This window comes from Pseudomonas sp. DC1.2 (assembly GCF_034351645.1).
Lineage (GTDB): Bacteria > Pseudomonadota > Gammaproteobacteria > Pseudomonadales > Pseudomonadaceae > Aquipseudomonas.
Genome location: NZ_CP133782.1, coordinates 4,559,950 through 4,582,916 on the forward strand (window position 1 = coordinate 4,559,950; position 22,967 = coordinate 4,582,916).

22 protein-coding genes and 2 pseudogenes are annotated in these 22,967 nt (G+C 56.8%); 12 read left to right on the forward strand and 12 right to left on the reverse strand.

The window, feature by feature from the left end; all coding sequences use genetic code 11:
• The first annotated feature begins 127 nt into the window (after nt 1–127).
• The 4 genes from RHM68_RS20565 to RHM68_RS20580 all read left to right on the forward strand — a co-directional run bounded on the left by RHM68_RS20565 (nt 128) and on the right by RHM68_RS20580 (nt 3,577).
• Nucleotides 128–1,939, forward strand: a complete 1,812-nt coding sequence (locus RHM68_RS20565) for a penicillin-binding protein activator (protein WP_322218537.1) — start codon at nt 128–130, stop codon at nt 1,937–1,939.
• Complete coding sequence (locus RHM68_RS20570; protein ID WP_322218540.1) at nt 1,939–2,301, forward strand: YraN family protein; 363 nt, start codon at nt 1,939–1,941, stop codon at nt 2,299–2,301. Before RHM68_RS20565 ends, RHM68_RS20570 begins: the two co-directional genes overlap by 1 nt.
• A gap of 104 nt (nt 2,302–2,405) precedes the next feature.
• On the forward strand, nt 2,406–2,999 hold the full coding sequence (locus RHM68_RS20575) for a phosphoheptose isomerase (protein ID WP_007904374.1): 594 nt from the start codon (nt 2,406–2,408) through the stop codon (nt 2,997–2,999).
• Entirely contained in the window at nt 2,996–3,577 is a 582-nt protein-coding gene (locus RHM68_RS20580) for a BON domain-containing protein (protein WP_322218541.1), read from the forward strand. Before RHM68_RS20575 ends, RHM68_RS20580 begins: the two co-directional genes overlap by 4 nt.
• 51 nt (nt 3,578–3,628) lie before the next feature.
• On the opposite strand, the gene RHM68_RS20585 is transcribed toward RHM68_RS20580, so the two are convergent.
• The 7 genes from RHM68_RS20585 to rplM form a co-directional block, all read right to left on the reverse strand.
• Nucleotides 3,629–4,042, reverse strand: coding sequence for a ClpXP protease specificity-enhancing factor (locus tag RHM68_RS20585; RefSeq protein ID WP_322218544.1), 414 nt, complete (start codon nt 4,040–4,042; stop codon nt 3,629–3,631).
• Between the two features lie 16 nt (nt 4,043–4,058).
• Entirely contained in the window at nt 4,059–4,676 is a 618-nt protein-coding gene (locus RHM68_RS20590; RefSeq protein WP_322218547.1) for a glutathione S-transferase N-terminal domain-containing protein, read from the reverse strand.
• Nucleotides 4,677–4,824: 148 nt separating this feature from the next.
• Nucleotides 4,825–5,604, reverse strand: coding sequence for a cytochrome c1 (locus tag RHM68_RS20595; RefSeq protein ID WP_322218550.1), 780 nt, complete (start codon nt 5,602–5,604; stop codon nt 4,825–4,827).
• Nucleotides 5,604–6,815, reverse strand: coding sequence for a cytochrome bc complex cytochrome b subunit (locus RHM68_RS20600; protein ID WP_322218554.1), 1,212 nt, complete (start codon nt 6,813–6,815; stop codon nt 5,604–5,606). The genes RHM68_RS20595 and RHM68_RS20600 overlap by 1 nt, the downstream gene beginning before the upstream one ends.
• A complete protein-coding gene (gene petA / locus RHM68_RS20605; RefSeq protein WP_322218557.1) occupies nt 6,815–7,408 on the reverse strand; it encodes a ubiquinol-cytochrome c reductase iron-sulfur subunit in 594 nt (197 codons plus the stop codon). Before petA ends, RHM68_RS20600 begins: the two co-directional genes overlap by 1 nt.
• 267 nt (nt 7,409–7,675) lie before the next feature.
• The gene (rpsI, locus tag RHM68_RS20610; protein ID WP_003216038.1) at nt 7,676–8,068 is read right to left on the reverse strand and encodes a 30S ribosomal protein S9; all 393 of its coding nucleotides are present in this window, start codon (nt 8,066–8,068) and stop codon (nt 7,676–7,678) included.
• A 14-nt stretch (nt 8,069–8,082) separates the two neighbouring features.
• Nucleotides 8,083–8,511 carry a 50S ribosomal protein L13 gene (gene rplM / locus RHM68_RS20615; RefSeq protein ID WP_046048262.1) on the reverse strand — a complete coding sequence of 143 codons (429 nt, stop codon included), beginning with the start codon at nt 8,509–8,511 and terminating at the stop codon, nt 8,083–8,085.
• 245 nt (nt 8,512–8,756) lie between these two features.
• Here rplM and RHM68_RS20620 point away from each other — a divergent pair, with 245 nt between their 5' ends.
• Nucleotides 8,757–9,797, forward strand: a complete 1,041-nt coding sequence (locus RHM68_RS20620; protein WP_322218561.1) for an NADP(H)-dependent aldo-keto reductase — start codon at nt 8,757–8,759, stop codon at nt 9,795–9,797.
• 103 nt (nt 9,798–9,900) lie between these two features.
• On the opposite strand, the gene RHM68_RS20625 is transcribed toward RHM68_RS20620, so the two are convergent.
• Entirely contained in the window at nt 9,901–11,037 is a 1,137-nt protein-coding gene (locus tag RHM68_RS20625) for an acyl-CoA dehydrogenase family protein (protein ID WP_322218564.1), read from the reverse strand.
• A 244-nt stretch (nt 11,038–11,281) separates the two neighbouring features.
• Between RHM68_RS20625 and RHM68_RS20630 the strand changes: the two genes are divergently transcribed.
• On the forward strand, nt 11,282–12,178 hold the full coding sequence (locus tag RHM68_RS20630; protein ID WP_322223891.1) for a GlxA family transcriptional regulator: 897 nt from the start codon (nt 11,282–11,284) through the stop codon (nt 12,176–12,178).
• Nucleotides 12,179–12,444: 266 nt separating this feature from the next.
• Nucleotides 12,445–13,890: pseudogene (locus tag RHM68_RS20635) on the forward strand (FAD-dependent oxidoreductase); the annotation flags it as partial.
• 36 nt (nt 13,891–13,926) lie between these two features.
• Here the strand turns inward: RHM68_RS20635 and RHM68_RS20640 are convergent.
• A protein-coding gene (locus RHM68_RS20640; protein WP_322216042.1) for an IS3 family transposase occupies nt 13,927–15,143 on the reverse strand; the annotation gives its coding sequence in 2 pieces (ribosomal slippage) (nt 13,927–14,798 and nt 14,798–15,143; 1,218 coding nt in all).
• Nucleotides 15,144–15,213: 70 nt separating this feature from the next.
• Between RHM68_RS20640 and RHM68_RS20645 the strand changes: the two are divergent.
• From RHM68_RS20645 to RHM68_RS20660, 4 genes and pseudogenes are all read left to right on the forward strand, one after another.
• Nucleotides 15,214–15,717: pseudogene (locus RHM68_RS20645) on the forward strand (FAD-dependent oxidoreductase); the annotation flags it as partial.
• Nucleotides 15,718–15,889: 172 nt separating this feature from the next.
• Nucleotides 15,890–16,777 carry a nitrilase family protein gene (locus RHM68_RS20650; protein ID WP_322223893.1) on the forward strand — a complete coding sequence of 296 codons (888 nt, stop codon included), beginning with the start codon at nt 15,890–15,892 and terminating at the stop codon, nt 16,775–16,777.
• A gap of 15 nt (nt 16,778–16,792) precedes the next feature.
• Entirely contained in the window at nt 16,793–18,013 is a 1,221-nt protein-coding gene (locus RHM68_RS20655) for a hypothetical protein (protein ID WP_322218566.1), read from the forward strand.
• A gap of 82 nt (nt 18,014–18,095) precedes the next feature.
• Nucleotides 18,096–19,079, forward strand: coding sequence for an asparaginase (locus tag RHM68_RS20660; protein WP_322218569.1), 984 nt, complete (start codon nt 18,096–18,098; stop codon nt 19,077–19,079).
• A gap of 44 nt (nt 19,080–19,123) precedes the next feature.
• Here RHM68_RS20660 and zapE read toward each other — a convergent pair whose 3' ends face one another.
• From zapE to RHM68_RS20675, 3 genes are all read right to left on the reverse strand, one after another.
• Nucleotides 19,124–20,218 (reverse strand): cell division protein ZapE, encoded by a 1,095-nt coding sequence (gene zapE, locus RHM68_RS20665; RefSeq protein ID WP_322218572.1) that lies wholly within the window; start codon nt 20,216–20,218, stop codon nt 19,124–19,126.
• Nucleotides 20,219–20,308: 90 nt separating this feature from the next.
• A complete protein-coding gene (locus tag RHM68_RS20670; protein WP_322218574.1) occupies nt 20,309–21,664 on the reverse strand; it encodes a tryptophan--tRNA ligase in 1,356 nt (451 codons plus the stop codon).
• A gap of 24 nt (nt 21,665–21,688) precedes the next feature.
• Nucleotides 21,689–22,318 carry an alpha/beta hydrolase gene (locus RHM68_RS20675; protein ID WP_322218577.1) on the reverse strand — a complete coding sequence of 210 codons (630 nt, stop codon included), beginning with the start codon at nt 22,316–22,318 and terminating at the stop codon, nt 21,689–21,691.
• A 144-nt stretch (nt 22,319–22,462) separates the two neighbouring features.
• Here RHM68_RS20675 and RHM68_RS20680 point away from each other — a divergent pair, with 144 nt between their 5' ends.
• The gene (locus RHM68_RS20680) at nt 22,463–22,897 is read left to right on the forward strand and encodes a YhcB family protein (RefSeq protein ID WP_322218580.1); all 435 of its coding nucleotides are present in this window, start codon (nt 22,463–22,465) and stop codon (nt 22,895–22,897) included.
• Nucleotides 22,898–22,967 lie beyond the last annotated feature (70 nt).

A 22,967-nucleotide genomic window follows, 5' to 3' on the forward strand; every position in this document is an offset into this window, starting at 1 on the left:
TGTGTTTTGTGCAGCACGGCAACATTTGCATGAGCTAAATTGAAGGATTCACGCCAGTAACATCGCGCCCCGGCCAGTGCTTGGGTACAATTCCACGCTAATTTGATCGAGTATCAGGAACACTTACATGATCGCTTGCCTGCGGCTGTTATCTGCCCTCTGCCTCGCTGCCTTGCTGGCGGCTTGCGCCAGCTCGCCCTCCTCCAGCCTTGGCGAACTTCCACGGACCCCGAATGCCAGTATCGAGCAGTTGCTCGAGCAGGCAACCCAGAGCAGTACGCCGGAGAAGGCAGCGTTACTGCGCTTGACCGCGGCTGATTTGGCCTACCGCCAAGGCAATGCCGGTCAATCCGCGCAAATCCTGCAACAAGTGCCGCTGGACCCACTCAAGCCAGGCCAACAGGTCTTCGCCAGTACGCTGGCGGCCGAACTGGCCATGGTTCGCAATCAACCCAAGGCGGCTCTAACTGCCTTGAGCCATCCGAGCCTGGAACGCCTCGGCGAAATGCCTGTGGACCAACAGGTACGCACCGGCATCGTGCATGCCCGAGCCTTTGAAGCTGATGGCCAGACGTTGGCCGCCGCGCGGGAGCGTATCTTCATTGCCCCGTTGCTCTCCGGAGAGGCCGCCAGCAAAAACCACGAAGCCATCTGGATCCTGATCGCATCGCTGCCTACCGATCAATTGCAGCCGACCACCAATGATGACCTCGGCGGCTGGCTGGGCCTGGCCCAAGCGGTGAAATCTGCGGGCACCCTGGAACAGCAGCAAGCCGCCATCGACAACTGGCGCGCCCAGAACCCCAAGCATCCAGCGGCCATTCAGTTGCCGTTGCCCTTGACCAAACTCAAGGAACTGGCGAGCCAGCCCCTGAACAAAATCGCCCTGCTGCTGCCACAAGATGGCCCACTGGCCTCGGTCGGCAAAGCGCTGCGCGACGGCTTTATGGCCGCTCACTACCAGGCGCAACAAGCCGGACAGAAACCGCCAGTCATCGTGTTTTATGACAGTACACACCTCACTTCCATGGACGAGTTCTACCGCAAAGCCCAGGCCGATGGCGTGCAACTGGTGGTCGGCCCGCTGGAAAAGCCACTGGTCAAACAGCTGAGCACTCGCCCGCAACTGCCGATCACCACTCTGGCACTGAATTACAGCGAGGGTGATCAAGGCCCCGCCCAACTGTTCCAGTTCGGTCTTGCCGCTGAAGACGAAGCTCGCGAAGTAGCGCGCCGTGCTCGTGCCGACGGCCTGCATCGTGCAGCAGCCATGGTGCCTAAAGGCGAATGGGGTGATCGCGTCCTGAAGGCTTTCAGCCAGGACTGGCAAGCCAATGGCGGCACCATCGTTGCGGTAGAGCGCGTTGATCAGCCCGTTCAACTGGCCCAACAGATCGCCGACATGTTCCAGCTACGCCAGAGCGAAGGTCGCGCCAAGAGCCTGCAAAGCACCGTTGGCTCGCCAGTCGCCGCCCAGCCTTCGCGTCGCCAGGACATCGAGTTCATCTTCCTGGCCGCCACCCCGCAACAGGCACAGCAGATCAAACCAACCCTGAACTTTCAATACGCTGGTGACGTGCCGGTTTACGCCACATCCCACGTGTTCAGTGCCAGCGGCGACGTGAATCAGTACAACGACATGAACGGCGTGCGCTTCTGCGAAACGCCATGGCTGCTGGATGCCAACGACCCGCTGCGCAAGCAGGTCACAGCACAATGGCCACAGGCCGCTGGCAGCCTCGGGCGCCTTTACGCCATGGGTGTTGACGCCTATCGCCTGGCGCCGCGCCTGGGCCAACTCAAAGCCTTGCCGGACAGCCGCATCCAAGGTCAGTCGGGCAGCCTGGGCATGACTCAGAATCAACGAGTCGAGCGCCAGTTGCCGTGGGCACAATTCGTCAACGGTCAGGTTCAGCGCCTGCCAGACACGGCGCGCTAATGCCCGACAGGTCACGCCAGCAAAGCGGCAAGGATGCCGAGCGCCAAGCGCTCGAGCATCTGCAACAACACGGTCTGCGCCTCTTGGCGCAGAACTGGTTGTGCAAACGCGGCGAGCTTGATCTGGTCATGCTTGATGGCGATACAGTAGTATTCGTTGAAGTCCGCTACAGAAAAAACACCCAATGGGGTGGCGCACTCGATAGCATCGACGGGCGTAAACAGCAGAAACTGATATTCGCCGCGCAGTATTTTCTTCAGCGCGAGTCGCGCTGGGCCAATTCCCCCTGCCGTTTCGACGTGGTTGCCATCGACAGCCACCTCGCTCAGTTGAACTGGTTGCAGAATGCCTTCGATAGCTGAATATCGTTACCCCGAACCGGACACCTTCACCCAACACTTTTGCTCTTTGCTTTGCGGGCAGCACATTCATGTGCCAGGTAGCCGCGCTAATTAAGGTCACACAGATGGACATGCAATCGCGAATTCGCCAGCTTTTTCAGGCCAGTATCGACACCAAGCAACAGGCGATGGACGTACTTGCACCGCACATCGAGCAAGCCAGCCAAGTGATGGTCAATGCCCTGCTCAACGAGGGCAAAATGCTTTCTTGCGGTAATGGGGGCTCCGCCGGTGACGCTCAGCATTTCTCATCGGAATTGCTGAACCGCTTCGAGCGTGAGCGCCCAAGCCTGCCAGCCATCGCGCTGACGACCGACAGCTCGACCATTACCTCGATCGCCAACGATTACAGCTACAACGAAATTTTCTCTAAACAGATTCGCGCCCTCGGCCAGCCGGGTGACGTATTGCTGGCTATTTCCACCAGCGGCAACTCGGCGAACATTATTCAAGCAATCCAAGCCGCACATGATCGTGAAATGATTGTCGTAGCATTAACCGGTCGCGACGGCGGCGGCATGGCGTCGCTGCTGTTGCCAGAGGACGTGGAGATTCGCGTACCGGCCAATGTCACCGCACGTATTCAGGAAGTCCACCTGCTGGCGATCCACTGCCTTTGCGACTTGATCGACAGCCAACTGTTCGGGAGTGAAGAATGACCCCTAATCGCCTAGGCCTTCTGGCCTTGACCCTGTGCCTTGTCGGCATCAGCGGCTGCACCTCGGTGGTAAATGCCAGCCGTGAAGCCCCGATTGAAGATGACCGCGGCACCCGCACCTTCGGCAGCAAGATCGACGATTCACTGATCGAGACCAAAGTCGGCGTGAACGTGGCCAAAGCCGATCCAGGCTTGGACAACGAATCGCACATCGTCGTCACCAGCTTCAACGGCGTCGTACTGCTCGCTGGGCAAACGCCACGCGAAGACCTCAAGGCCAAGGCCGAACAGGCTGCTGCCGCCGTCCAGCGCGTGAAGACCGTTCACAACGAACTGCAGATTCTCCCGCCATCTGGTTTCGTTGCGCGCCAAAACGACACGTGGCTGACCACCAAGATCAAGACTCAGATGCTCGCCGATGCCAGCATTCCCGGCTCACGCATCAAGGTCGTGACCGAGAACGGCATCGTGTACCTGCTGGGTCTGGTGACCAAGCAAGAGGCCGATCAGGCTACCAACCTGGTGCAAAGCGTTGCCGGCGTTCAGAAGATCGTGAAGCTGTTCGAGTACATCGACTGACACGCAACACGCACGCACAAAAAAGGCGATCCGGTTGGATCGCCTTTTTTATTACTTAACCACTTTCAAACTAGGTCGACCGCTGGGACGCGGCGGCTCGCTGTCAGGTGGCGGAATATCGTCATTGGGCTCGACCTCGTCCTCGTCCTCCATGGACGACTCCAGATCAAACACCATGCCCTGGCCGTTCTCACGGGCGTAAATGCCCAGGATCGAGGCGATAGGCACGTACAGTGTGTGTGGTACACCACCGAAGCGCCCTTCAAAGCTGACCGCATCGTTATCCATGTGTAAATGACGCACGGCTGCCGGCGATACGTTCAGGACTATTTGTCCGTCACTGGCAAAACCTTGAGGCACCTGCACCGACGGATACTCGGAATTAACCAGCATGTGCGGGGTGCAATCGTTATCCACAATCCACTCGTAGAGCGCGCGGACCAGATAAGGTCGACTGGAGTTCATAGCGGCTCCTTAAGCCTTAGCGCATATCGCGTTCGACACCAGACAAACTCGCCTGGAAAGCCTGACGCGCAAACGAGCGCTCCATATAGTCAAGCAGCGGCTTGGCTGGCCGCGGCAGTTCAATACCCAGAATCGGCAAACGCCAAAGTATTGGTAATAGGCAGCAATCCACCAAACTTTGTTCCTCACTGAGGAAAAATGGCTTGTCGGCGAACAACGGCGACACGCCTGTCAGGCTTTCGCGCAACTCTTTACGAGCCACGACACGGGCTGCTTCCTTGGTCCGCGAATCCAGAATCAGATCCACCAGACCACACCAGTCACGCTGAATACGATGAATCAGCAGGCGGCTGTTTGCACGCGCCACAGGATAAACCGGCAGCAAGGGCGGGTGCGGATAACGCTCATCCAGATACTCCATCACCACGGTCGACTCCCACAACGCCAGGTCACGATCGACCAAGGTGGGCAGACTGCCGTAAGGGTTCACTTCGATCAGTTTAGGCGGGTGACGACCTGCCTCCACGTAAATGATCTCGGCGCTGACACCCTTCTCTGCGAGCACAATACGTACCCGGTGGGAATAGTGGTCGGCGGGGTCGGAGTAACAGGCCAACCGATTGGTCACGCCCATGGCGGTCCTCCTCGCTTGTAAAAATTATCGAGAGCGGAAAAACGAGCGCGCCCAGAGGGCGCCTCCCGTAACGTCTGAATAACCAGACTCGTTACTCTCGGAGACGCCCTTGGGCGCGCGCGATTAACAGCAGTTGCTTAATGCTTTATCAATGCACATCTTTCCAGTATTCGCGCTTGAGCAGGTAGGCGAATACAAAGAAGAACGCCAGGTACAGCAATACATAAGTACCAATGCGCTGATGCTGCAGCTTAACCGGGTTAGCCGAGTAAGCGAGGAAGGTTACCAGATTCTTCACCTTCTCATCGAATTGCTCTTCGGTCAGGGTCCCGGTCTTCGGCACGATGGTCAGTTGATCGCACGCTTCATGAGTCAGAGGCGTACCGGTCAACGGGTCGTATTGCTTCTTACCGTCTTCGACGATCTGCACTTGTTTGCAGCCTACCACCTGACGACCTTGCAGGCCGACAAGGACGTTCGGCATGCCAACGTTCGGAAACACCTTGTTGTTCACACCCCAAGGACGTGCCGGATCTTCATAGAACGATCGCAGATAACCATAGAGCCAGTCAGTACCACGAACACGCGCGACCAACGTCAGGTCTGGCGGCGCCGCACCAAACCACGCCTTGGCATCTGCCGGCTGCATACCGATGCTCATGTGGTCGCCGATCTTGGCACCCGTGAACACCAGATTTTTCAGCATCAGATCATGAGGAATCCCCAAGTCGTCGGCAACGCGCTCGTAACGCTGGAACTTGGCGCTGTGGCAGCCCATACAGTAGTTGGCGAACGTACGCGCGCCATCTTGCATGGCGGCGTTGTCGGAAACATCGATATCGACTTTTTCCAGCTCGGGACCGTGCTCAGCGGCGAAGGAGAACACCGGCAAAGCAGCGAGAATCAGTACAGCAAATAGCTTTTTCATCAGCCAGTCACCCTTTCCGGAACCGGTTTGGTCTTCTCGAGCCGGGTGTAGAACGGCATCAGAATGAAGTAGGCAAAGTACAGGAACGTACAGACCTGCGAGATCAACGTGAGGGTCGGAGTCGGAGCCTTGACGCCGGTCCAGCCAAGCAGCACGAAAGAAATGCAGAACACCAAAAGCCAGATCTTGCTCAGCCAACCTTTGTAGCGCATCGACTTGACCGGACTCCGATCAAGCCACGGCAGGACAAACAGCAGCGCAATCGAAGCACCCATGGCAATCACACCCATGAGTTTGTCCGGAATCGCCCGCAGGATCGCGTAGAACGGAGTGAAGTACCAGACAGGAGCAATGTGCTCCGGAGTCTTGAAAGCGTTCGCCACTTCAAAGTTCGGCTTTTCGAGGAAGTAGCCACCCATTTCGGGGAAGAAGAACACAATCGAGCAGAAGATAAACAGGAACACCACCACACCGACGATATCTTTCACGGTGTAGTACGGGTGGAAGGCGATGCCGTCCAGCGGTATACCGTTTTCGTCTTTGTGCTTCTTGATGTCCACGCCGTCAGGGTTGTTCGAACCTACTTCGTGCAGCGCCAGAACGTGCAGCACCACCAGCCCCAGAATCACTATCGGCAGTGCAACCACATGCAAGGCAAAGAAGCGGTTCAGGGTAATACCGGAAATCAGGTAGTCACCACGAATCCACTGCGTCAGGTCGTTACCGATGACCGGGATGGCACCGAACAGCGAGATGATCACCTGGGCGCCCCAGTAGGACATCTGACCCCATGGCAGCAGATACCCCATGAAGGCCTCTGCCATCAGCGCGAGGTAGATCAGCATGCCGAAAACCCACACCAGCTCACGGGGTTTCTGGTACGAGCCGTAGAGCAGACCACGGAACATGTGCAGATAGACCACGATGAAGAACATCGACGCGCCGACCGCATGAAGCAGACGCAAAATCGCGCCGTAACTGACATCGCGCATGATGCCTTCAACAGAAGCAAATGCCTCTTCCGCCGACGGCGTGTAGCTCATCGTTAGCCAGACACCGGTAACGATCTGGTTGACCAGAACGAGCAGCGCCAGGGAACCAAAGAAATAGAAGAAATTGAAGTTCTTCGGAGCGTAGTACTTGCTGAGATGGTCTTCCCACATTTTGGTCGCGGGAAAGCGCGCATCAACCCATTCCATGAACTTGCTCATCACGCTTTCTCCGTATCGACGCCAATGACAATGAGGTCATCGGTTTCATAGGAATGCGGGGGAACTGGCAGGTTCAAAGGCGCAGGTTGCGACTTGTAGACGCGGCCAGCCAAATCGTAGTGAGAACCGTGACAAGGGCAGAAATAACCCCCGACCCACTTCGGCCCCAGATCAGCAGGCGCCACTTCCGGTCGGAAGGTCGGCGAACAACCCAGGTGAGTACAGATACCGATCAGCAGCAGAATTTCCGGCTTGATCGAACGTGTTTCCGGATCGACATAGGTCGGTTGCGTCGAGTTTTTAGAATCCGGATCGGACAACTGGTCCTCGATCTTTTTCAGATTCCCCAGGATTTCCTCGGTACGGCGGACGATAAACACCGGCTGACCGCGCCATTCAGCAATCATTTGCTGACCTGGCTCGATTTTGCTGACATTCACTTTCACCGGTGCACCAGCGGCTTTCGCCTTGGCGCTGGGAAACCATGACCCTACGAACGGGACCGCAGCCCCCACCGCTCCTGCAGCACCCACCACGGATGTGGCTGCTACCAAGAAGCGACGCCGGCCTGCATTCACGCCGTCATTGCTCATTCAGTCCTCTCCCATCAGCTTTGTGGCCTGTTAAATCAGGCGTCTACTAAGTAAAACTATGTACTTATAAAAATTTTGCCGAATGGTAATGAAAAGCCCCAATTCTGACAAGGTAATTACCCAGGAGCTCCACTGCCAAGCCTTGCAGTATAGGGGCTCTACGCGAGTGGCAAGTTGTCACAGCGCAATTCTTCAACAAATCGCGCCCATAAAAAAACGCCCAGCTCCGTGAGGAAACTGGGCGTTCTTTTTGAAAGTGGAAGCGAATTAACGCTTCGAGTACTGCGGACGCTTACGCGCTTTACGCAGACCAACTTTCTTACGTTCAACTTCACGAGCATCGCGAGTAACGAAGCCAGCTTTGCGCAGAGCGCCACGCAGGGTTTCGTCGTACTGCATCAGTGCGCGAGTGATACCGTGGCGGATTGCGCCAGCTTGACCACTTACACCACCACCGATCACGGTGACGTAGATGTCGAATTTCTCGACAGTCTCAGTCAATTCCAGCGGCTGACGAACTACCATGCGGGCAGTTTCGCGGCCGAAGAAATTTTCCAGGGTGCGGTTGTTGATGGAGATGTTACCAGTACCCGGACGCAGGAAAACGCGTGCGGTTGCGGTCTTGCGACGGCCAGTGCCGTAATTTTGAGTCGCCGACATAATGAACTATTCCGTTAAAACTTCAGTTCTTGGGGCTGCTGAGCAGTATGAGGGTGTACAGCGCCCGCATAGACTTTCAGCTTACGATACATGTCGCGACCCAGTGGGTTCTTAGGCAGCATGCCTTTGACCGCGGTCTCGATCACGCGCTCAGGGGCTTTAGCGATCAGCTTTTCGAAGTTGATCGACTTGATGCCACCAGGAAAACCGGAGTGGGAGTAGTAGATTTTGTCGGTGGTTTTAGCACCGGTCACACGAATCTGCTCGGCATTGATAACGACGATGTAGTCGCCGGTGTCAACGTGAGGAGTGTACTCAGCTTTATGCTTGCCACGCAGACGGCTCGCGATTTCGGTGGCCAGACGACCCAGGGTCTGACCTGCAGCGTCGACGACAAACCAGTCGTGCTGTACTGTTTCCGGTTTAGCAGTAAAAGTTTTCATTCTTTATAGCCTCAGGGGCCGCCTTGTAAATTAGACGGCGGATCTTACTGAATAGTGCGTACTTTGACAAGTCAAAGGCAGCCGGATACAGACGCTTTCGGGGGCTCGGGTCGGCGCGTCCGTTCAACGGCAAGATTCTTCGGCGGCGGCGCATCACTTCCACTGCAGAAAGAGGTGCGCAATTATGCAGATTGCGAAAAATATTTCAACCTGCTTTTATGATTGTTTTGCCCAAGGAGCACCTGATGGATTATCGACAGCTAGGCCGGACCGATCTGAACGTGAGTGCAATCTGCCTCGGAACCATGACCTGGGGCGAGCAAAACAGCGAACCTGAAGCCTTCGCTCAGATTGAACGGGCCAAAAGTGCCGGGATCAATTTCATCGATACCGCCGAGATGTACCCGGTGCCACCAAAGGCCGAAACCTACGCCACCACCGAACGCTACATCGGTAATTACTTCAAAAGTCGCGGCGACCGGGCCGACTGGATCCTGGCCAGCAAGATCGCCGGCCCAGGCAACACCATCGATTACATCCGCGACAAAAACCTGCGGCACAACCGCCAACACATCACCGAAGCTGTGGATGCCAGCCTCAAGCGCTTGCAGACCGACTACATCGACCTCTATCAGTTGCACTGGCCGGAGCGCAGCACCAACTTCTTCGGCCAGTTGGGCTACAAGCACAAAATCGAAGCCAACCTGACGCCACTCGAAGACACCCTCGAAGCGTTGGACGAGCAGGTCAAGGCCGGGAAAATCCGCCACATCGGCCTGTCCAACGAAACGCCTTGGGGCACCATGCGCTTCCTTGCCCTGGCAGAAGCGCGCGGCTGGCCACGCGCGGTGTCAATCCAGAACCCCTACAACCTGCTGAACCGCAGCTTTGAGGTTGGCCTGGCAGAGATTGCCATTCGTGAACAGTGCGGGCTGCTAGCGTATTCACCGCTGGCATTCGGCTTCCTGACAGGCAAGTACGAGGGGGGAGCCCGCCCGGCAAAGGGCCGCCTGAGCCTCTACAGTCGCTTCAGCCGCTACTTCAATGCGCAATCGCAAGCAGCATGCAGCCGCTACGTGGCATTGGCGCGTGAACACGGCCTGGACCCGGCGCAGATGGCATTGGCATTCGTGACCGCGCAGCCGTTCGTGACTAGCAACATTATTGGCGCGACGACGCTTGAGCAATTGGACAGCAACATTGCCAGCTTCGACCTGACGCTTTCCGAAGAGGTGCTGGCGGGGATTGAGGCGATTCACAACGATCATCCGAATCCTGCACCTTGATTGATCTGTCGATCTATTCGCGAGCCGGCTCATCCCACAGGAAATCACCATCACCTGTGGCGATGAGCCGGCTCGCGAAGGCGGCCTGACGGTCACCGTCGCGTCAAAGTGACCGCGCAATAATCTCTTTCATGATTTCATTGGTCCCCGCATAGATCCGCTGCACGCGTGCATCCGCCCAGGCCCGAGCCACTGGGTATTCCCACATAAACCCGTAGCCGCCGTGCAACTGGACGCATTCGTCGAGCACCTTGCATTGCAGGTCGGTGCCCCAATATTTGGCCATCGCGGCTGTCGGCACGTCGAGTTTGCCTTGCAGGTGCAGCTCCAGACAGCGATCAACGAAGACTCGACCAATCTGAATTTCGGTCGCCATTTCCGCCAACTTGAAGCGCGTGTTCTGAAAGTCGGCAATCGCCTTGCCGAACGCCTTGCGCTCACGGGTGTAATCCAGCGTCCATTGCAAAGCAGCTTCAGCTGATGCCAATCCACCGACCGCAACGGTGAGTCGCTCCTGTGGCAACTCCTGCATCAGGTACGCAAACCCCATTCCAGCCTGTCCCAGCAAGTTTTCCTTGGGCACCCGCACATCCTGGAAGAACAATTCAGAGGTGTCCTGGGCCTTCATGCCGACTTTTTCCAGACGCTTGCCTTTGGCAAAGCCCGGAGTGTCCGCTTCCACCAGAAACAAACTGGTGCCCTTCGCGCCGGCTTTCGGGTCTGTTTTGGCCACGACAATCACCAGATCCGCCAAATAGCCATTGGTGATAAACGTCTTCGAGCCGTTGATCACATACTCGTCGCCGTCCAGCACGGCGGTGGTCTTGACCCCTTGCAGATCAGAACCGGCACCCGGCTCGGTCATCGCAATAGCGGTCACCATTTCACCGGACACCAGCTTCGGCAGGTATTTGTGCTTCAACGCCTCACTGCCGTAATGCAGGATGTAGGGCGCAACGATGTCCGAATGCAGGGAAAAGCCGATCCCGGTCAGCCCAAGACGCCCCACCTCCTCAATCACCACCGTGCTGTAAAGAAAGTCCGCCCCCAGCCCGCCGTACTCTTCAGGAAGATGCGAGCACAGCATCCCCGCCTCCCCCGCCTTGTTCCAGAGTTTGCGGTCGATGTAACCCTGCTTCTCCCATTGCCCATGGAACGGCACGGCCTCTCTTTCGAGAAACGTTCGCACGCTGTCGCGAAACAATTCGTGCTCGGAGCTGAACAAGGTTCTGGGAATCATGCGGCACCTGTGATTATTGTTAGCCAGAATGGTTCTTCAGAGACTAAGCCTCACCTTCGATACAGGACACTGGACACATCCGACAAAAAATAAGACGATCCAGCCGTCTGGTGACCACTTTCCCCTATAAGAATAAAGTTGAATTATGTCTAACCAAGTCCCCACGCCCTTGCGGCGCGTCAGTATCCTGGCTATCGACCGGGTTTTTGCTTCAACCCTTATGCAAGCCAAGGATTTCTTTCATCTGGCGAGCCTGCGCTACGGCAAGCAACTGGGCCACGGCCTGACACCGGCGTTCGAAACCCGGCTAGTCAGCCCCGATGGCAAACCGGTACACAGCTTCAGCGACGTGATAATGCCGGTAGACGGCGGCCTGGAAAACGCCGACATCATCATCCTCCCGGCCTTTTGGGACGACTTCGCAACGCTCTGCAAACGTTACCCCCAAGTGTTGCCGTGGCTGCGCGAGCAACACGCGCGCGGCGCCGTCCTGTGCGGCGAAGCCACCGGGGTGTTTTGGCTGGCGGAAGCCGGGCTGCTCGATGGCAAGGAAGCCACCACTTACTGGCGCTTCTTCAATGCGTTTGCCGAGCGCTTCCCACAGGTTCAACTCAATCAGGACAAGCACCTGACCGACGCCGACAACCTGTATTGCGCCGGCGGGACCACCTCGGCGTGCGACCTCTACATCTACTTGATTGAGCGCTTCTGCGGCGCCAACGTGGCGCAAGCCGTGGCCCGGGACATCCTCTACGAAGTGCAACGAAGCTATGCACCGGGACGGATCGGTTTCGGCGGGCAAAAGCTGCACCAGGATGTGATCATCCTGCAAATCCAGCACTGGCTCGAAGACCATTTCGCCGACAAATTCCGCTTCGAAGACGTCGCTCGGGAGCACGGCATGAGCATCCGCAACTTCATGCGCCGCTTCCAGACCGCCACCGGTGACAAGCCGCTGCATTACCTGCAACGGCTGCGCATCGAGACCGCCAAGGGGCTGTTATCCGGCAGTCGCAAGAGCATCAAGACCATCAGCTATGAGGTCGGTTATGACGATGCGAGCTTCTTTGCGCGGCTGTTTCGCCAGCACACCGAGCTGTCGCCGAACCAGTATCGGCAACAGTTTCAGCAGGCGGCGTAGGCCTTAAAGCCCAACACAAATCAATAAATGTGGGAGCGGGCTTGCTCGCGATGACGGCGGCACATCCGGCATTGATGTGGCTGACACACCGCTATCGAGCGAGCCTCGCTCCTACAGGGGTGACTCTGCGGCATGCCTGATGAACAGGCATTTTCCCCACGCAAAAAACGGAATTCAGGCCACCCCAACGCCGTAATTAGCTGATATCCGCCGCCCGCTCGACACCTCAAGATCTTCCCAGCCAACATCATCAGGGAAGATCGACAATGACCATCGGCTCAAGCTACAACTACCAGTCATCCGTGCTCAGCAGCCATCGGCCCAAGCGTTCGGCCGAAGACAAATGGAAAGCCCGTTACCCCAATCCACCCGACTTGTGCTTCGACTATCGGGCACTGGTCGAACAGGAAAACGGCATCGCCAAGGCAACTGACCCGCAACACAAAATCTGCATCATCGGCGCCGGTGTCACCGGGCTTACGGCCGCACGCGAACTGTATCGATGCGGTTTCACCGACATCACCTTGATCGAGCAATCCCGACGCATCGGCGGCCGCCACTTGACCGTTGCCGGAAGCGCGAAATCGAGTAAATCGCATACACCATTTGAAATGGGCGCGATGCGTATGCCCTTCTTCAACAGGGCCGGCGAGGCCCCCACAGAAGGCCGCTCACTAATGGCTTATTACGCCAAAGCCTTTGACCTGATGTATACGGACTTTGCCAACCCCGGCAGCCAATGGGTCAGCTCGACAGGGATCTATTTGCGCGAAGGCAGCATGGGAGGCGGGCCGACCCCACGGATGCTGATCTGGAAGAACACCGATGACCAGACCCCGCCACCCAGTGCAGACTTGCAAAAGGTTTATGCAAAGTGGAAAGCCTTCGCCGATCGCATGACCCGCCACGTCGCAGACGTTTACGCCAGCCAGGCGTGGGAAGCAATGTGGGCCGCTATCGTGGAAAAATACGAGGCAGTTTCATTCCGTGATCTGGTGCGCATGCCGGCCCTGCAAGCCTGGGATGAGCGCGCGCCGGGAGACTTCGGCGGAATGGGCATGTCCGCTGAAGAGTCGGCGATCTTCTATGCCATTGGCATCGGCGACGGTAGCTGGGGAGCCTTTTACGATGTGTGCTCCCTCTATCCAGTGCGCACCGCCATTTTTGGGTTCAGCAGCCAGCTGCAATTGATCCTCGGACGCGTGGACTCGATGGGTGACCCGCTGGATTCCCCATGTCTGCACGACGAAGCGGTTTTCGACTCCAGGGGCTTGGGCTTCGAGCGCCCACGCTATGTCGGGCTCGCCGCGCTCAATGAATGCCTGTTGTTCATGAAAACCGAAGAGTCCGCGAAGTCTTTCTACGAACACTGCGGGGAACGAGGTAACGGCTTGCTCACCGACTCATCCGTGACAAAACTGCAAAAACTGACCAACCAGAAAACCCGTGTTTATTACGACTGGAAACACAGCCAACCCGAGCACACGGTGGAGCAGTTCGATGACTTCGACTCGGTGATCATGACCCTCCCCTCCTGGCTGATCGAAACCCGGATCCAGCTCGAAAACTTCACCCCGCAGATGCTGCCCTTCGCCACCATTAACGCCTATAAAACCGCGCATTGGGAAACCAGCTGCAAAGTTTTCGCACCGTTAAAAAAATCATTCCTGTCGAAAAATACCAACATCCCACAAGCCATCGTCACCGACAGTGGACTGGCCCCTATCAAACCGGACACCTGCACCCCGTTAAATTGATGCCGCTGCCAAACGCCTAAACTCCCGTGGTGAACGGTATTTCAGCGCGCTGTGCGGATGCTCCTCGTTGTAATGCTCAAAGGCAATCGTCAGGTTACGCAAGGCTGTTTCCCGGTCAGGTTTGGGCATGTGCGCGACGTAGTCGCGTTTCATCGTTTTGACGAAGCTCTCGGCCATGCCGTTGCTCTGCGGGCTACGCACCGGTGTGGTCACCGGTTGCAAACCGATCTGTCGGGCAAACTGGCGTGTCTGTTCAGCGATGTAGGCCGAGCCATTGTCGCTCAGCCATTGCACCGGGGTGGCAGGCGCCTCTTCACCGAAGCGTTTTTCCACCGCCTCCAGCATCAGATCACGGATATCGTCGCCGCTGTACCCGGTCGGGCTGGCCACCCAACCGATGGCTTCGCGGTCGCAGCAGTCCAGGGCAAAGGTCACGCTCAGCTTGGCGTTATCATCACAGCGAAACTCAAACCCGTCCGAGCACCACCGGGTATCGCTGGTGGCCACGGCAATTCGGCCTTCGTGACGGCGTGCCACACCCGGTTGTTTAATCCGTCGCTCCAGCAGCAACTGATGATCGCGCATGACGCGATAAACCCGCTTGACGTTGATCGGCGCCTGACTCTGCTTTTCACGCCGACGACGCAGCAACCCCCACACACGGCGGTACCCGTAGCTGGGCAGTTCACTCACTTCAGCCTGAATTTCTTCGACCAGTGCGGCATCGTCCAGCGCAGGGCGACGCCGCTCGACCTGAGCATTTGGGTTGAGTCGAACCGTCAATTGCGAGCGCGCTACACCGAGACTTTCACTGATCAGCTTCACTGGTCGTCCCCCGGCAACAAGGGTGAGTGCGCAATCCATTTTCGCGACCGAGCAATCTCCACAGCTTCCTGAAGGATCTCGACCTGCATGGTTTTCTTGCCAAGCATGCGCTGTAGCTCGCGGATCTGCTTGAGCGCATCGGCCAGCTCGGAAGCGGGCACCACGCTCTCCCCAGCACTGACAGCCGAGAGACTGCCGCTCTGATAGAGCTTGCGCCACTGAAACAACTGGTTGGCATTCACGCCATTCTGTCGAGCCACCACCGAGACGCTTTGCCCCGGTTGCAGGCTCTCGCGAACCATGGCCAGTTTTTGCTCCGGGCTCCAGCGGCGACGCCGCTCCTGACCCAAAAGCTCCCCACCCTTATCGTTTCTATTAGTCATATACACAGTCGTTTGCCTATCCCTTATGTTAAGGGGGAAACGGTGTCCTGTCTTTCAGGGGGCTCGTCCAGACAGCTTCATCCACGACGTCTACACCTATCGCTACAACGACAACTATAGCTACGACTGCATTCTGCTGAGTTACACCTGGGAGGATGACGCCAGCAAACTCGCGCTGTTCAGCGACAAGGAACTGGTCACCCGCTGCGCCAATGAACTGGACCGCATCCTGATGAACTCGACCAATATCCAGGAAAAAATCTCGCCGTACATCGGCCTTGATCAAGCCGTGGTGCATCGCTGGATGAGCGATAAAAACGCTCTTGGTTGTGCAAAGTTATACCGACCCGGCACCTACTACGACGCAGTCAGCCTGATGAAGTACAACCGGGACTTCGCGCATGTTTCAGGTCTGTATTTTTCCGGTGAGTCGTTTTCAGTCGATGCCGGCTGGACCGAGCCCTGCTTTCGAGGCGCCATTGATGCAGTCATTCATATTTGCAATAAAACTGAAGCCATCTTCAATGGCGGCTTTTCGATGAGTGACTATCCCGAATACAAGCTCCGTAGCTGACTCCAAGTCTCTGCCAATAGCCCGATTGGAGGTGTATTGGCTCGGACTACCACATCTTGGGATAAGGACTACACGCTATACGGAAGAGACTGACTACCCGTTATTTCCCGAATCACTTCTTATAAATACGCCATTAAACAGCGTGAATAAAAATAAAAAGAGGTTATCCGGAATGAGCGAGTCAACAAGCCCTGTGCGTGTAGCAGTCGTACAATTCGATCCACAAGTCGGCACGGATAATCGAGTAGCAAATCTGCGTCGAAGCCTGGAACTGACTTTGGAAGCGGTGGACGGAGGAGCAAACCTCATTGTCCTGCCGGAGCTGTCGAGTACCGGTTATTTCTTCACTAATCGACAGGATGCGTTTGATCACTCCGAAGCGGTTCCCAGCGGCCCCAGTGTGCAGAGCTGGGTAGATTTCGCCTGTAAACACAAGATTTATCTAGTAGCCGGTTTGACCGAACGCGATGGCGTGCGGCTGTTCAACACAGCGGTGCTGGTAGGGCCCGATGGTTTTATCGGCAAATACCGAAAAGCCCATTTGTGGAACCTTGAAAAGCTGTGGTTCACACCGGGCGACTTGGGCTTTCCGGTTTTTGAAACACCGATTGGCCGCATTGGCCTGTTGATCTGCTGGGATATCTGGTTTCCAGAGGTGCCTCGCATTCTCAGTCAGCAAGGTGCAGATATTATTTGCAGCCTCAACAACTGGGTGTGGACGCCTCCTCCGCTGTTCGATGACGCCGGAAAGTGCATGGCGTCGTACCTGACGATGACCGCGGCTCACGTTAACAATGTGTTTATTGCCGCTGCCAGCCGGATAGGTGAAGAGCGAGGAGCTCGTTACTTGGGTTGTTCGTTGATTGCCGGCACCAATGGATGGCCGATTGGCGTAGTGGCTTCCGCGGATAAGCAAGAAATCCTGTTTGCCGACATCGACCTCACGAGTTCGCGTAGCGCGCCCATCTGGAACAACCTCAACGATCTGCATCGGGATCGTCGAGCCGATCTCTACGATCAAATGCTCGGTTACACCCAACACCCTTGTCTCCCGCGCTGATAAGGGGTCCTCACCATGCAAACCAAAACCGAAGTCCCTCGGCAGAACGCTCGTGCCAGCAGATCAGCATTCGACATGGCTATTATTGTGCTGATGATCGTCACGGCGCTGCTGATTACTTGGCTTTCATTCACCCACCGCTCCACATGGGCCGCCCATTGGCCGGATTACAACCACATGGTCTCCAGCCTTCCAGGTCCTAGTGCCTGGCTACGCTGGGTATTGGGTGACATCAGTGAGGTGGCATTCTACAAACACGAATTCGCCTCTATTGGACTGTTGGCTGGAGCCTACCTGGCTTACTGGGCGAATCGCACAGGAAAGGTCTGGCAAGGCTTCGCCATTTCCTACGGCAGCGGCTTATGGCCATGGTTAATCACCAGTTCGTTGCTCGGGCTGCTGCTGAGTAATCTGTTGTGGGGATGGACGGTCACGGCGACTAGTTGGCAGCCTACTTTTGCGGCCTTTGTTTCGTTGCCGGCAGCGATGGTGCTGATGTTTGGACGCGGCTGGAAAGTCGCAATCAACGGCGCAATCATGGGCGCGGTGCTGGTTACTCCGATGTGCCTGCTGATCGTCAACTATGTGTGCAATCCATTGGGCCTGCCGGTAGTGATCGGAAATGTTTCTGGAATGGCCGTCGCCAGCGTTGCTGCCTTTGTACTCTGTCGATTCGTGCCGAACCTGATGAAGTCTCAACAACCGGCCTCATCCGAAAAATCGGCGGAAACTATCCCCACCCCCTCTCAAACAAAAACACCTGACTACGGAGTCGTCTGGAGCCTGCGTCGAGTGTTGGCGGACTTTTCAGAGGCACCGTTCTTTGGCAACGAACTGGCAAGCATCGGTCTCCTGTTAGGTGCGTTACTGGCTTACACATTGAACCCAATGAGTCCCGTTTACGGCTCGGGCCTACTGCCGCAGCTGATCGGTGCACAGGCCCTGACCTCGGCACTCGGGATAATAATCTGGCGCCGACAATGGATGCTACTTGGCTGGTATCCCACTTACGTTCCTCTGGTGTCCGTCGTACCGGCAGCCATCCTGACTTATGGAGGCAGTTGGCAAGTCATCACCTCAAGCGCGTTGTTCGGAGCAATGATGGCGCCACCTTTGGCCCGAGCGATTTCCAAGCGGCTGCCCGACTACATGCATTCATATATCGGTAATGTTTTATCCATGGCCATCAGCACCCTGCTGATCATTCCGCTGATTGGGCTTCTCATAGCCGGTTAACCCACCTACCAGCATTTGCCACTCGGCTGTACCCGTGAGGTACAGCCACTTCCAAATCACGATCAGTAAAACGAGGTGCAACATGAACCTGCCTAAACTGGCTGTAGCAGCACTTGGCGGTACGGTGAGCATGCAAGCCGGGAATGCTGGCGAAGGTGTTATGCCGACAGTCAGCGGTGAATCCATGCTGTCCACGGTTCCAGAACTGGCTACCCTGGCAGAAGTAACTGTCGAGACGCTTGGACTATTCCCTAGCGCCTCACTGGACTTCGTGTTCCTGCTGAATGTTCTTTCGTGGGCAAATTACCAGATCGCTGAGGGTGCAAACGGTGTTGTCATCACTCAGGGGACCGACACGCTCGAAGAAACAGCCGCCTTCTTCGATTACTTATGGAACCATGACGAACCGCTGATTCTGACCGGGGCGATGCGTTCTGCGAGCCAGGCAGGCCCCGACGGCCCGGCAAACTTGCTGGATGCCTGCAGGGTTGCACTGGCTGGAACCAGTCGTAAGCGTGGCGTTCAAGTCGTCATGAATGGTCAAATTCATCAGGCAAACGTCATTCGTAAAACCGACTCTTTGGCGTTGCAGGGTTTTACCTCGCCCGTTGTTGGCGCTGTCGGCATGATTCTGGAAGAAACCGTCTACTATCTACGCGAACCGATACGCCGCTTGGTTTTACCCTTGCCACAACAAACAACACAGGCGATAGCCCTGCTTGAAACTTCTCTTTGCGCCGATACCTATTTATTGGAAAACATCCTGAAACTGGGTTATGACGGTTTGGTTATTGCCGGTTTCGGAGCAGGACACGTTCCAGCGAATTGGGCTGACATTATCGAAACAATCGCAAAAAATATTCCCGTCATCATTGCCACACGCACAGGCTCTGGCTCCACCGCTCAATCGTCATATGGTTTTTTAGGGGGGGAGATTGACTTGATACGCCGAGGCGCATTGATGGCGGGATTCCTCTGCCCTCGCAAAGCCAGAATCCTGCTTTGGCTGACGGTCGGGTGCCAGCAGCAGGATGAACTGCCGCGTTATCTCAAATCTAACGCGTAAAAAAGGCCTGCAATGCAGGCCTTTTTCAGTTTCAAACCCTCGTCCTACGGCTTGTGCGCCCGAGACAGGAATTCGTGCGATTGCATTTCCAGCAAACGGCTAAGCGTGCGCTGGAACTCAAAGTTCAGACGACCGCCGGTGTAGAGGTCTTTGAGCTCTACTTCAGCAGAAATGATCAGCTTCACGTTTCGGTCGTAGAACTCGTCGACCATGTTGATAAAGCGTCGGGCGATGTCGTCGGTGGTGACGGTCATCTGCTCGACACCACTGAGCAACACGGCGTGGAAGATTTTACCCAGTTCGATGTAATCGTTTTGGCTACGCGGACCGTCGCACAGTTCGCGGAAGTCGAACCAGGCCACGTCATCGCACGTGCGCAGGGCTCGGATTTCACGGTTCTCGATCATCAGCACGTCGTTTTCGATGGCTTGCGTGCATTCCGGTGTCAAGGCGCGGAAGCTTTTACGCAGGCTTTCGTGGGACGCTTCGTCGAGCGGGAAGTGAAACAGCTCGGCTTGCTCAAGGTGACGCAGACGATAATCAACGCCACTGTCGACGTTAACGATGTCGGTGTTCTGTTTGATCAGCGCGATGGCCGGCAGAAAGCGCGCACGTTGCAGACCGTCCTTGTACAGGCCGTCCGGGACGATGTTCGAGGTCGCAACCAGGGTCACACCGTTCTTGAACAGCTCTTCCATCAGCGTGCCAAGAATCATGGCGTCGGTGATATCGGAGACGAAGAACTCATCGAAACAGATCACCCGGGCTTCATCGGAAAAACGCTTGGCGATGATGGTCAGCGGGTTTTTCTCACCGGGCAGGGTCTTCATTTCTTCGTGTACACGCTTCATGAAGCGGTGGAAGTGAGTGCGGACCTTTTCCTTGAACGGCAGGGCTTCGAAGAACGTGTCGACCAGGTAGGTCTTGCCACGGCCAACACCGCCCCAGAAATACAGGCCCTTGACCGGCACCTGCTCTTTCTTGCCAAACAGCTTGCCGAGCAGGCCCGGTTTATTCTGCGAGGCCGCGACCAGGTCGTCATACAGGCGCTGCAAATGGCGTACAGCAGTTTCCTGCGCGGCGTCGTGGAAGAAGTCCGGGCGTTTCAGATCAGCTTGATATCGTTCTAGGGGCGTCATAATTCGTTAGCAAGGCAACAAAAACGGGCGGTCACTGTAGCGACGGCCCGTAGGAATGGCAATCGGCCCTTGGTCGGACCGAGCCGTTGTTTAGTCCTGAACCGGCGTCAGCGCGACTCGCAGAGCGTCGATGGCAACATCACGCGCCGCGCTGTCGGCGAAGCCTGGGCTGTCGGCAACGCACTCACCTTGCAGCCAGACGCTGAAGCTCAGGTCTTCGCTGCGCACGTCCAGAGGCTGGCCGGCTTGCAGTTGCTTGGTCACTTGACCAGCGGCTTTGCCGTCAGAGAAGTGACGCGACAACAGCAGTTGCTCGCCATCAGCCGCCAGCAAACGGAAGCGGAAACTGCCGTCGTCCTCACGGAAGCTGACGAAGCGCGCGGCTTTTGCAGCCTTCTTTTTGGTGGCAGCAACCACTTGGGTCTGAGCAACAAAAGAACGCAGGCCAACCGCTTCACGCAGCTCGTTGAGGAACGGGGTCGCTACGGCACGGGCCTTTTTGGCGCCGATTTGCAGCATGTCTTCCAGGTCCGCCGGACGCTCGATCAACTGGTGATACTGCTCGCGCGACTCGCCCAGCTCACTGTCGAGGAGTTGGAACAGACGATGCTTCGCCTCGCCCCAACCCAGGCCCTGCAACAGTTCACTGCGCAATTCGTCGGACTGCGCAGGGGTAGCGAAAGCCTGGAACAAGGTGAACAGGTGCGAACTGTCAGGGTCTTTCGCTTCGCCCGGCGCGCGCGAATCGGTGACGATCCGCGAGATCGCGTCCTTCATGTCCTTGGCGCTGCTAAACAGCGGAATGGTGTTGTCGTAGCTTTTCGACATCTTGCGCCCGTCGAGGCCCGGCAAGGTGGCGACGCTTTCTTCGATCAGCGCTTCAGGCATGGTGAAGAATTCTTTGCCTTGACCAAACAGATGGTTGAAGCGCTGGCCAATGTCCCGAGCCATTTCCACATGCTGGATCTGGTCGCGCCCCACCGGCACCTTGTGCGCGTTAAACATCAGGATGTCCGCCGCCATCAACACCGGATAGCTGTACAAGCCCATGGTGATACCTGCATCAGGGTCTTCACCGGTTTCGACGTTCTTGTCCACCGACGCCTTGTAGGCATGCGCGCGATTGAGCAGACCTTTGGCGGCCACGCAGGTCAGCAGCCACGTCAGCTCGGGGATTTCCGGGATGTCGGATTGGCGATAGAAGGTCACGCGGTCCACATCCAGGCCACCGGCCAGCCAGGTCGCGGCAATTTCCAGACGCGAGCGCTGGATGCGCAGCGGGTCATCGCATTTGATCAGGGCGTGGTAGTCGGCCAGGAAGTAGAACGAATCGGCATTGCTGTCACGGCTGGCGAGGATCGCCGGACGGATGGCACCGGCGTAGTTGCCCAGGTGCGGCGTGCCGGTGGTGGTGATGCCGGTGAGGATACGGGTACGAGTCGTCATGGGTAATCGCTTGTCAGACTGCAATCAATTCGAAAGGCGCGGCAGGAGCAGATCCTTGAGATCGGTCAGCTTGCCATGAAAAAAGTGTCCGCATTCTGCCACTTTCAGCAGCTCATGGGGGCGATCAAGCGCGTCAGACCATTGGTAAACCAGTTGCGGATCGATGACTTCATCGGTTTGCGGCTGGATCACGGTCAGTGCGCCTTGCTGCGGCAGTTGATCCTGATCACCCAGGCGCATTACCGCTGGCGCCACCATGAACAGATGCTTGAGCTGTTCGCCCTGGGCTTCCAGTCGCCCGCCAAGACTGGCAGCCACAAAGCCGCCGAAGGAGAAACCGAACAGGGTCAGGGGCAAGTCAGGATGCCTGGCGCGCAGCCATTGTGCCGCTGCCTGAGCATCATCGACTTCACCCGTACCCATGTCGTGCGTACCTTCACTGGCACCGACGCCGCGATAGTTAAAGCGCAACGTAATCAAACCGGCGTCGCGCGCGGTGCGCTGCAAGGTCGACACGACTTTATTGAGCATGGTGCCGCCCTGCACCGGGTTCGGATGGCAGATCAGTGCCACGCCGCGCGACTGTTCGTTATCCAGGTACAAAGCTTCCAGTTGACCCACCGGGCCATCAATCACTACAGGGGTTTCACGCATAAGCAAGGAAGGAACTCCGTGACCTCGAATCGGGTCGACTCGTCTAGCAAAGTGTCTGTGCCAATCTATTGCGAGTTAATCGCGGTATACAGCGCAGGTTCGAGCCGTTAACGTAAAGCAAAGCCGTTTATAGAGGAAGGACTCGTGGAACACTCGCTCTTAGTTTGGTTGTTGCCGACTCTTGCCCTGGTTGTGGGTGTCGCCGCTGGATTTCTGATCGCTCGCCTGCTGCCGAATGCCGCGCCTAACCGCACGCAACGTCAGCTGGATGACATTCAGGAACGTTTCGACAGTTATCAAAACGAGGTGGTGACCCACTTCAACAGCACTGCAACACTGGTCAAGAAGCTGACTCAGAGCTACCAGGAAGTGCAGGAACATCTCGCCGAGGGCGCCAACCGTCTGGCCCTGGACGAGCAGACTCGCCAACGCTTGCTGGCCGCCCTGCACGCCGACGCCGCCGTGGCACCACGGGAACGCCTGACGCCGCCGCGCAATCAGGAACCGCCACGCGATTACGCGCCAAAAACCCCGAACGCGCCGGGCATGCTTGATGAGCATTACGGCCTGAAGAAGTAATCAGGTTTCGCGCGATACAAAAAGCCCTCGGACAAGTGATTGTCCGAGGGCTTTTTATGGCCTGGCTGCC

Excerpts from the sequence above, each read along its gene's own strand:
- petA (WP_322218557.1), bottom strand. The coding sequence starts at position 7,408 with ATGAGCAATGACGGCGTGAATGCAGGCCGGCGTCGCTTCTTGGTAGCA.
- RHM68_RS20570 (WP_322218540.1), top strand. The coding sequence starts at position 1,939 with ATGCCCGACAGGTCACGCCAGCAAAGCGGCAAGGATGCCGAGCGCCAA.
- RHM68_RS20625 (WP_322218564.1), bottom strand. The coding sequence starts at position 11,037 with ATGATTCCCAGAACCTTGTTCAGCTCCGAGCACGAATTGTTTCGCGAC.
- RHM68_RS20590 (WP_322218547.1), bottom strand. The coding sequence starts at position 4,676 with ATGGGCGTGACCAATCGGTTGGCCTGTTACTCCGACCCCGCCGACCAC.
- RHM68_RS20650 (WP_322223893.1), top strand. The coding sequence starts at position 15,890 with ATGAGCGAGTCAACAAGCCCTGTGCGTGTAGCAGTCGTACAATTCGAT.
- RHM68_RS20575 (WP_007904374.1), top strand. The coding sequence starts at position 2,406 with ATGGACATGCAATCGCGAATTCGCCAGCTTTTTCAGGCCAGTATCGAC.
- RHM68_RS20600 (WP_322218554.1), bottom strand. The coding sequence starts at position 6,815 with ATGAGCAAGTTCATGGAATGGGTTGATGCGCGCTTTCCCGCGACCAAA.
- RHM68_RS20675 (WP_322218577.1), bottom strand. The coding sequence starts at position 22,318 with ATGCGTGAAACCCCTGTAGTGATTGATGGCCCGGTGGGTCAACTGGAA.
- RHM68_RS20580 (WP_322218541.1), top strand. The coding sequence starts at position 2,996 with ATGACCCCTAATCGCCTAGGCCTTCTGGCCTTGACCCTGTGCCTTGTC.
- rplM (WP_046048262.1), bottom strand. The coding sequence starts at position 8,511 with ATGAAAACTTTTACTGCTAAACCGGAAACAGTACAGCACGACTGGTTT.
- RHM68_RS20670 (WP_322218574.1), bottom strand. The coding sequence starts at position 21,664 with ATGACGACTCGTACCCGTATCCTCACCGGCATCACCACCACCGGCACG.
- RHM68_RS20595 (WP_322218550.1), bottom strand. The coding sequence starts at position 5,604 with ATGAAAAAGCTATTTGCTGTACTGATTCTCGCTGCTTTGCCGGTGTTC.
- RHM68_RS20565 (WP_322218537.1), top strand. The coding sequence starts at position 128 with ATGATCGCTTGCCTGCGGCTGTTATCTGCCCTCTGCCTCGCTGCCTTG.
- zapE (WP_322218572.1), bottom strand. The coding sequence starts at position 20,218 with ATGACGCCCCTAGAACGATATCAAGCTGATCTGAAACGCCCGGACTTC.
- RHM68_RS20585 (WP_322218544.1), bottom strand. The coding sequence starts at position 4,042 with ATGAACTCCAGTCGACCTTATCTGGTCCGCGCGCTCTACGAGTGGATT.
- RHM68_RS20620 (WP_322218561.1), top strand. The coding sequence starts at position 8,757 with ATGGATTATCGACAGCTAGGCCGGACCGATCTGAACGTGAGTGCAATC.
- RHM68_RS20655 (WP_322218566.1), top strand. The coding sequence starts at position 16,793 with ATGCAAACCAAAACCGAAGTCCCTCGGCAGAACGCTCGTGCCAGCAGA.
- RHM68_RS20660 (WP_322218569.1), top strand. The coding sequence starts at position 18,096 with ATGAACCTGCCTAAACTGGCTGTAGCAGCACTTGGCGGTACGGTGAGC.
- rpsI (WP_003216038.1), bottom strand. The coding sequence starts at position 8,068 with ATGTCGGCGACTCAAAATTACGGCACTGGCCGTCGCAAGACCGCAACC.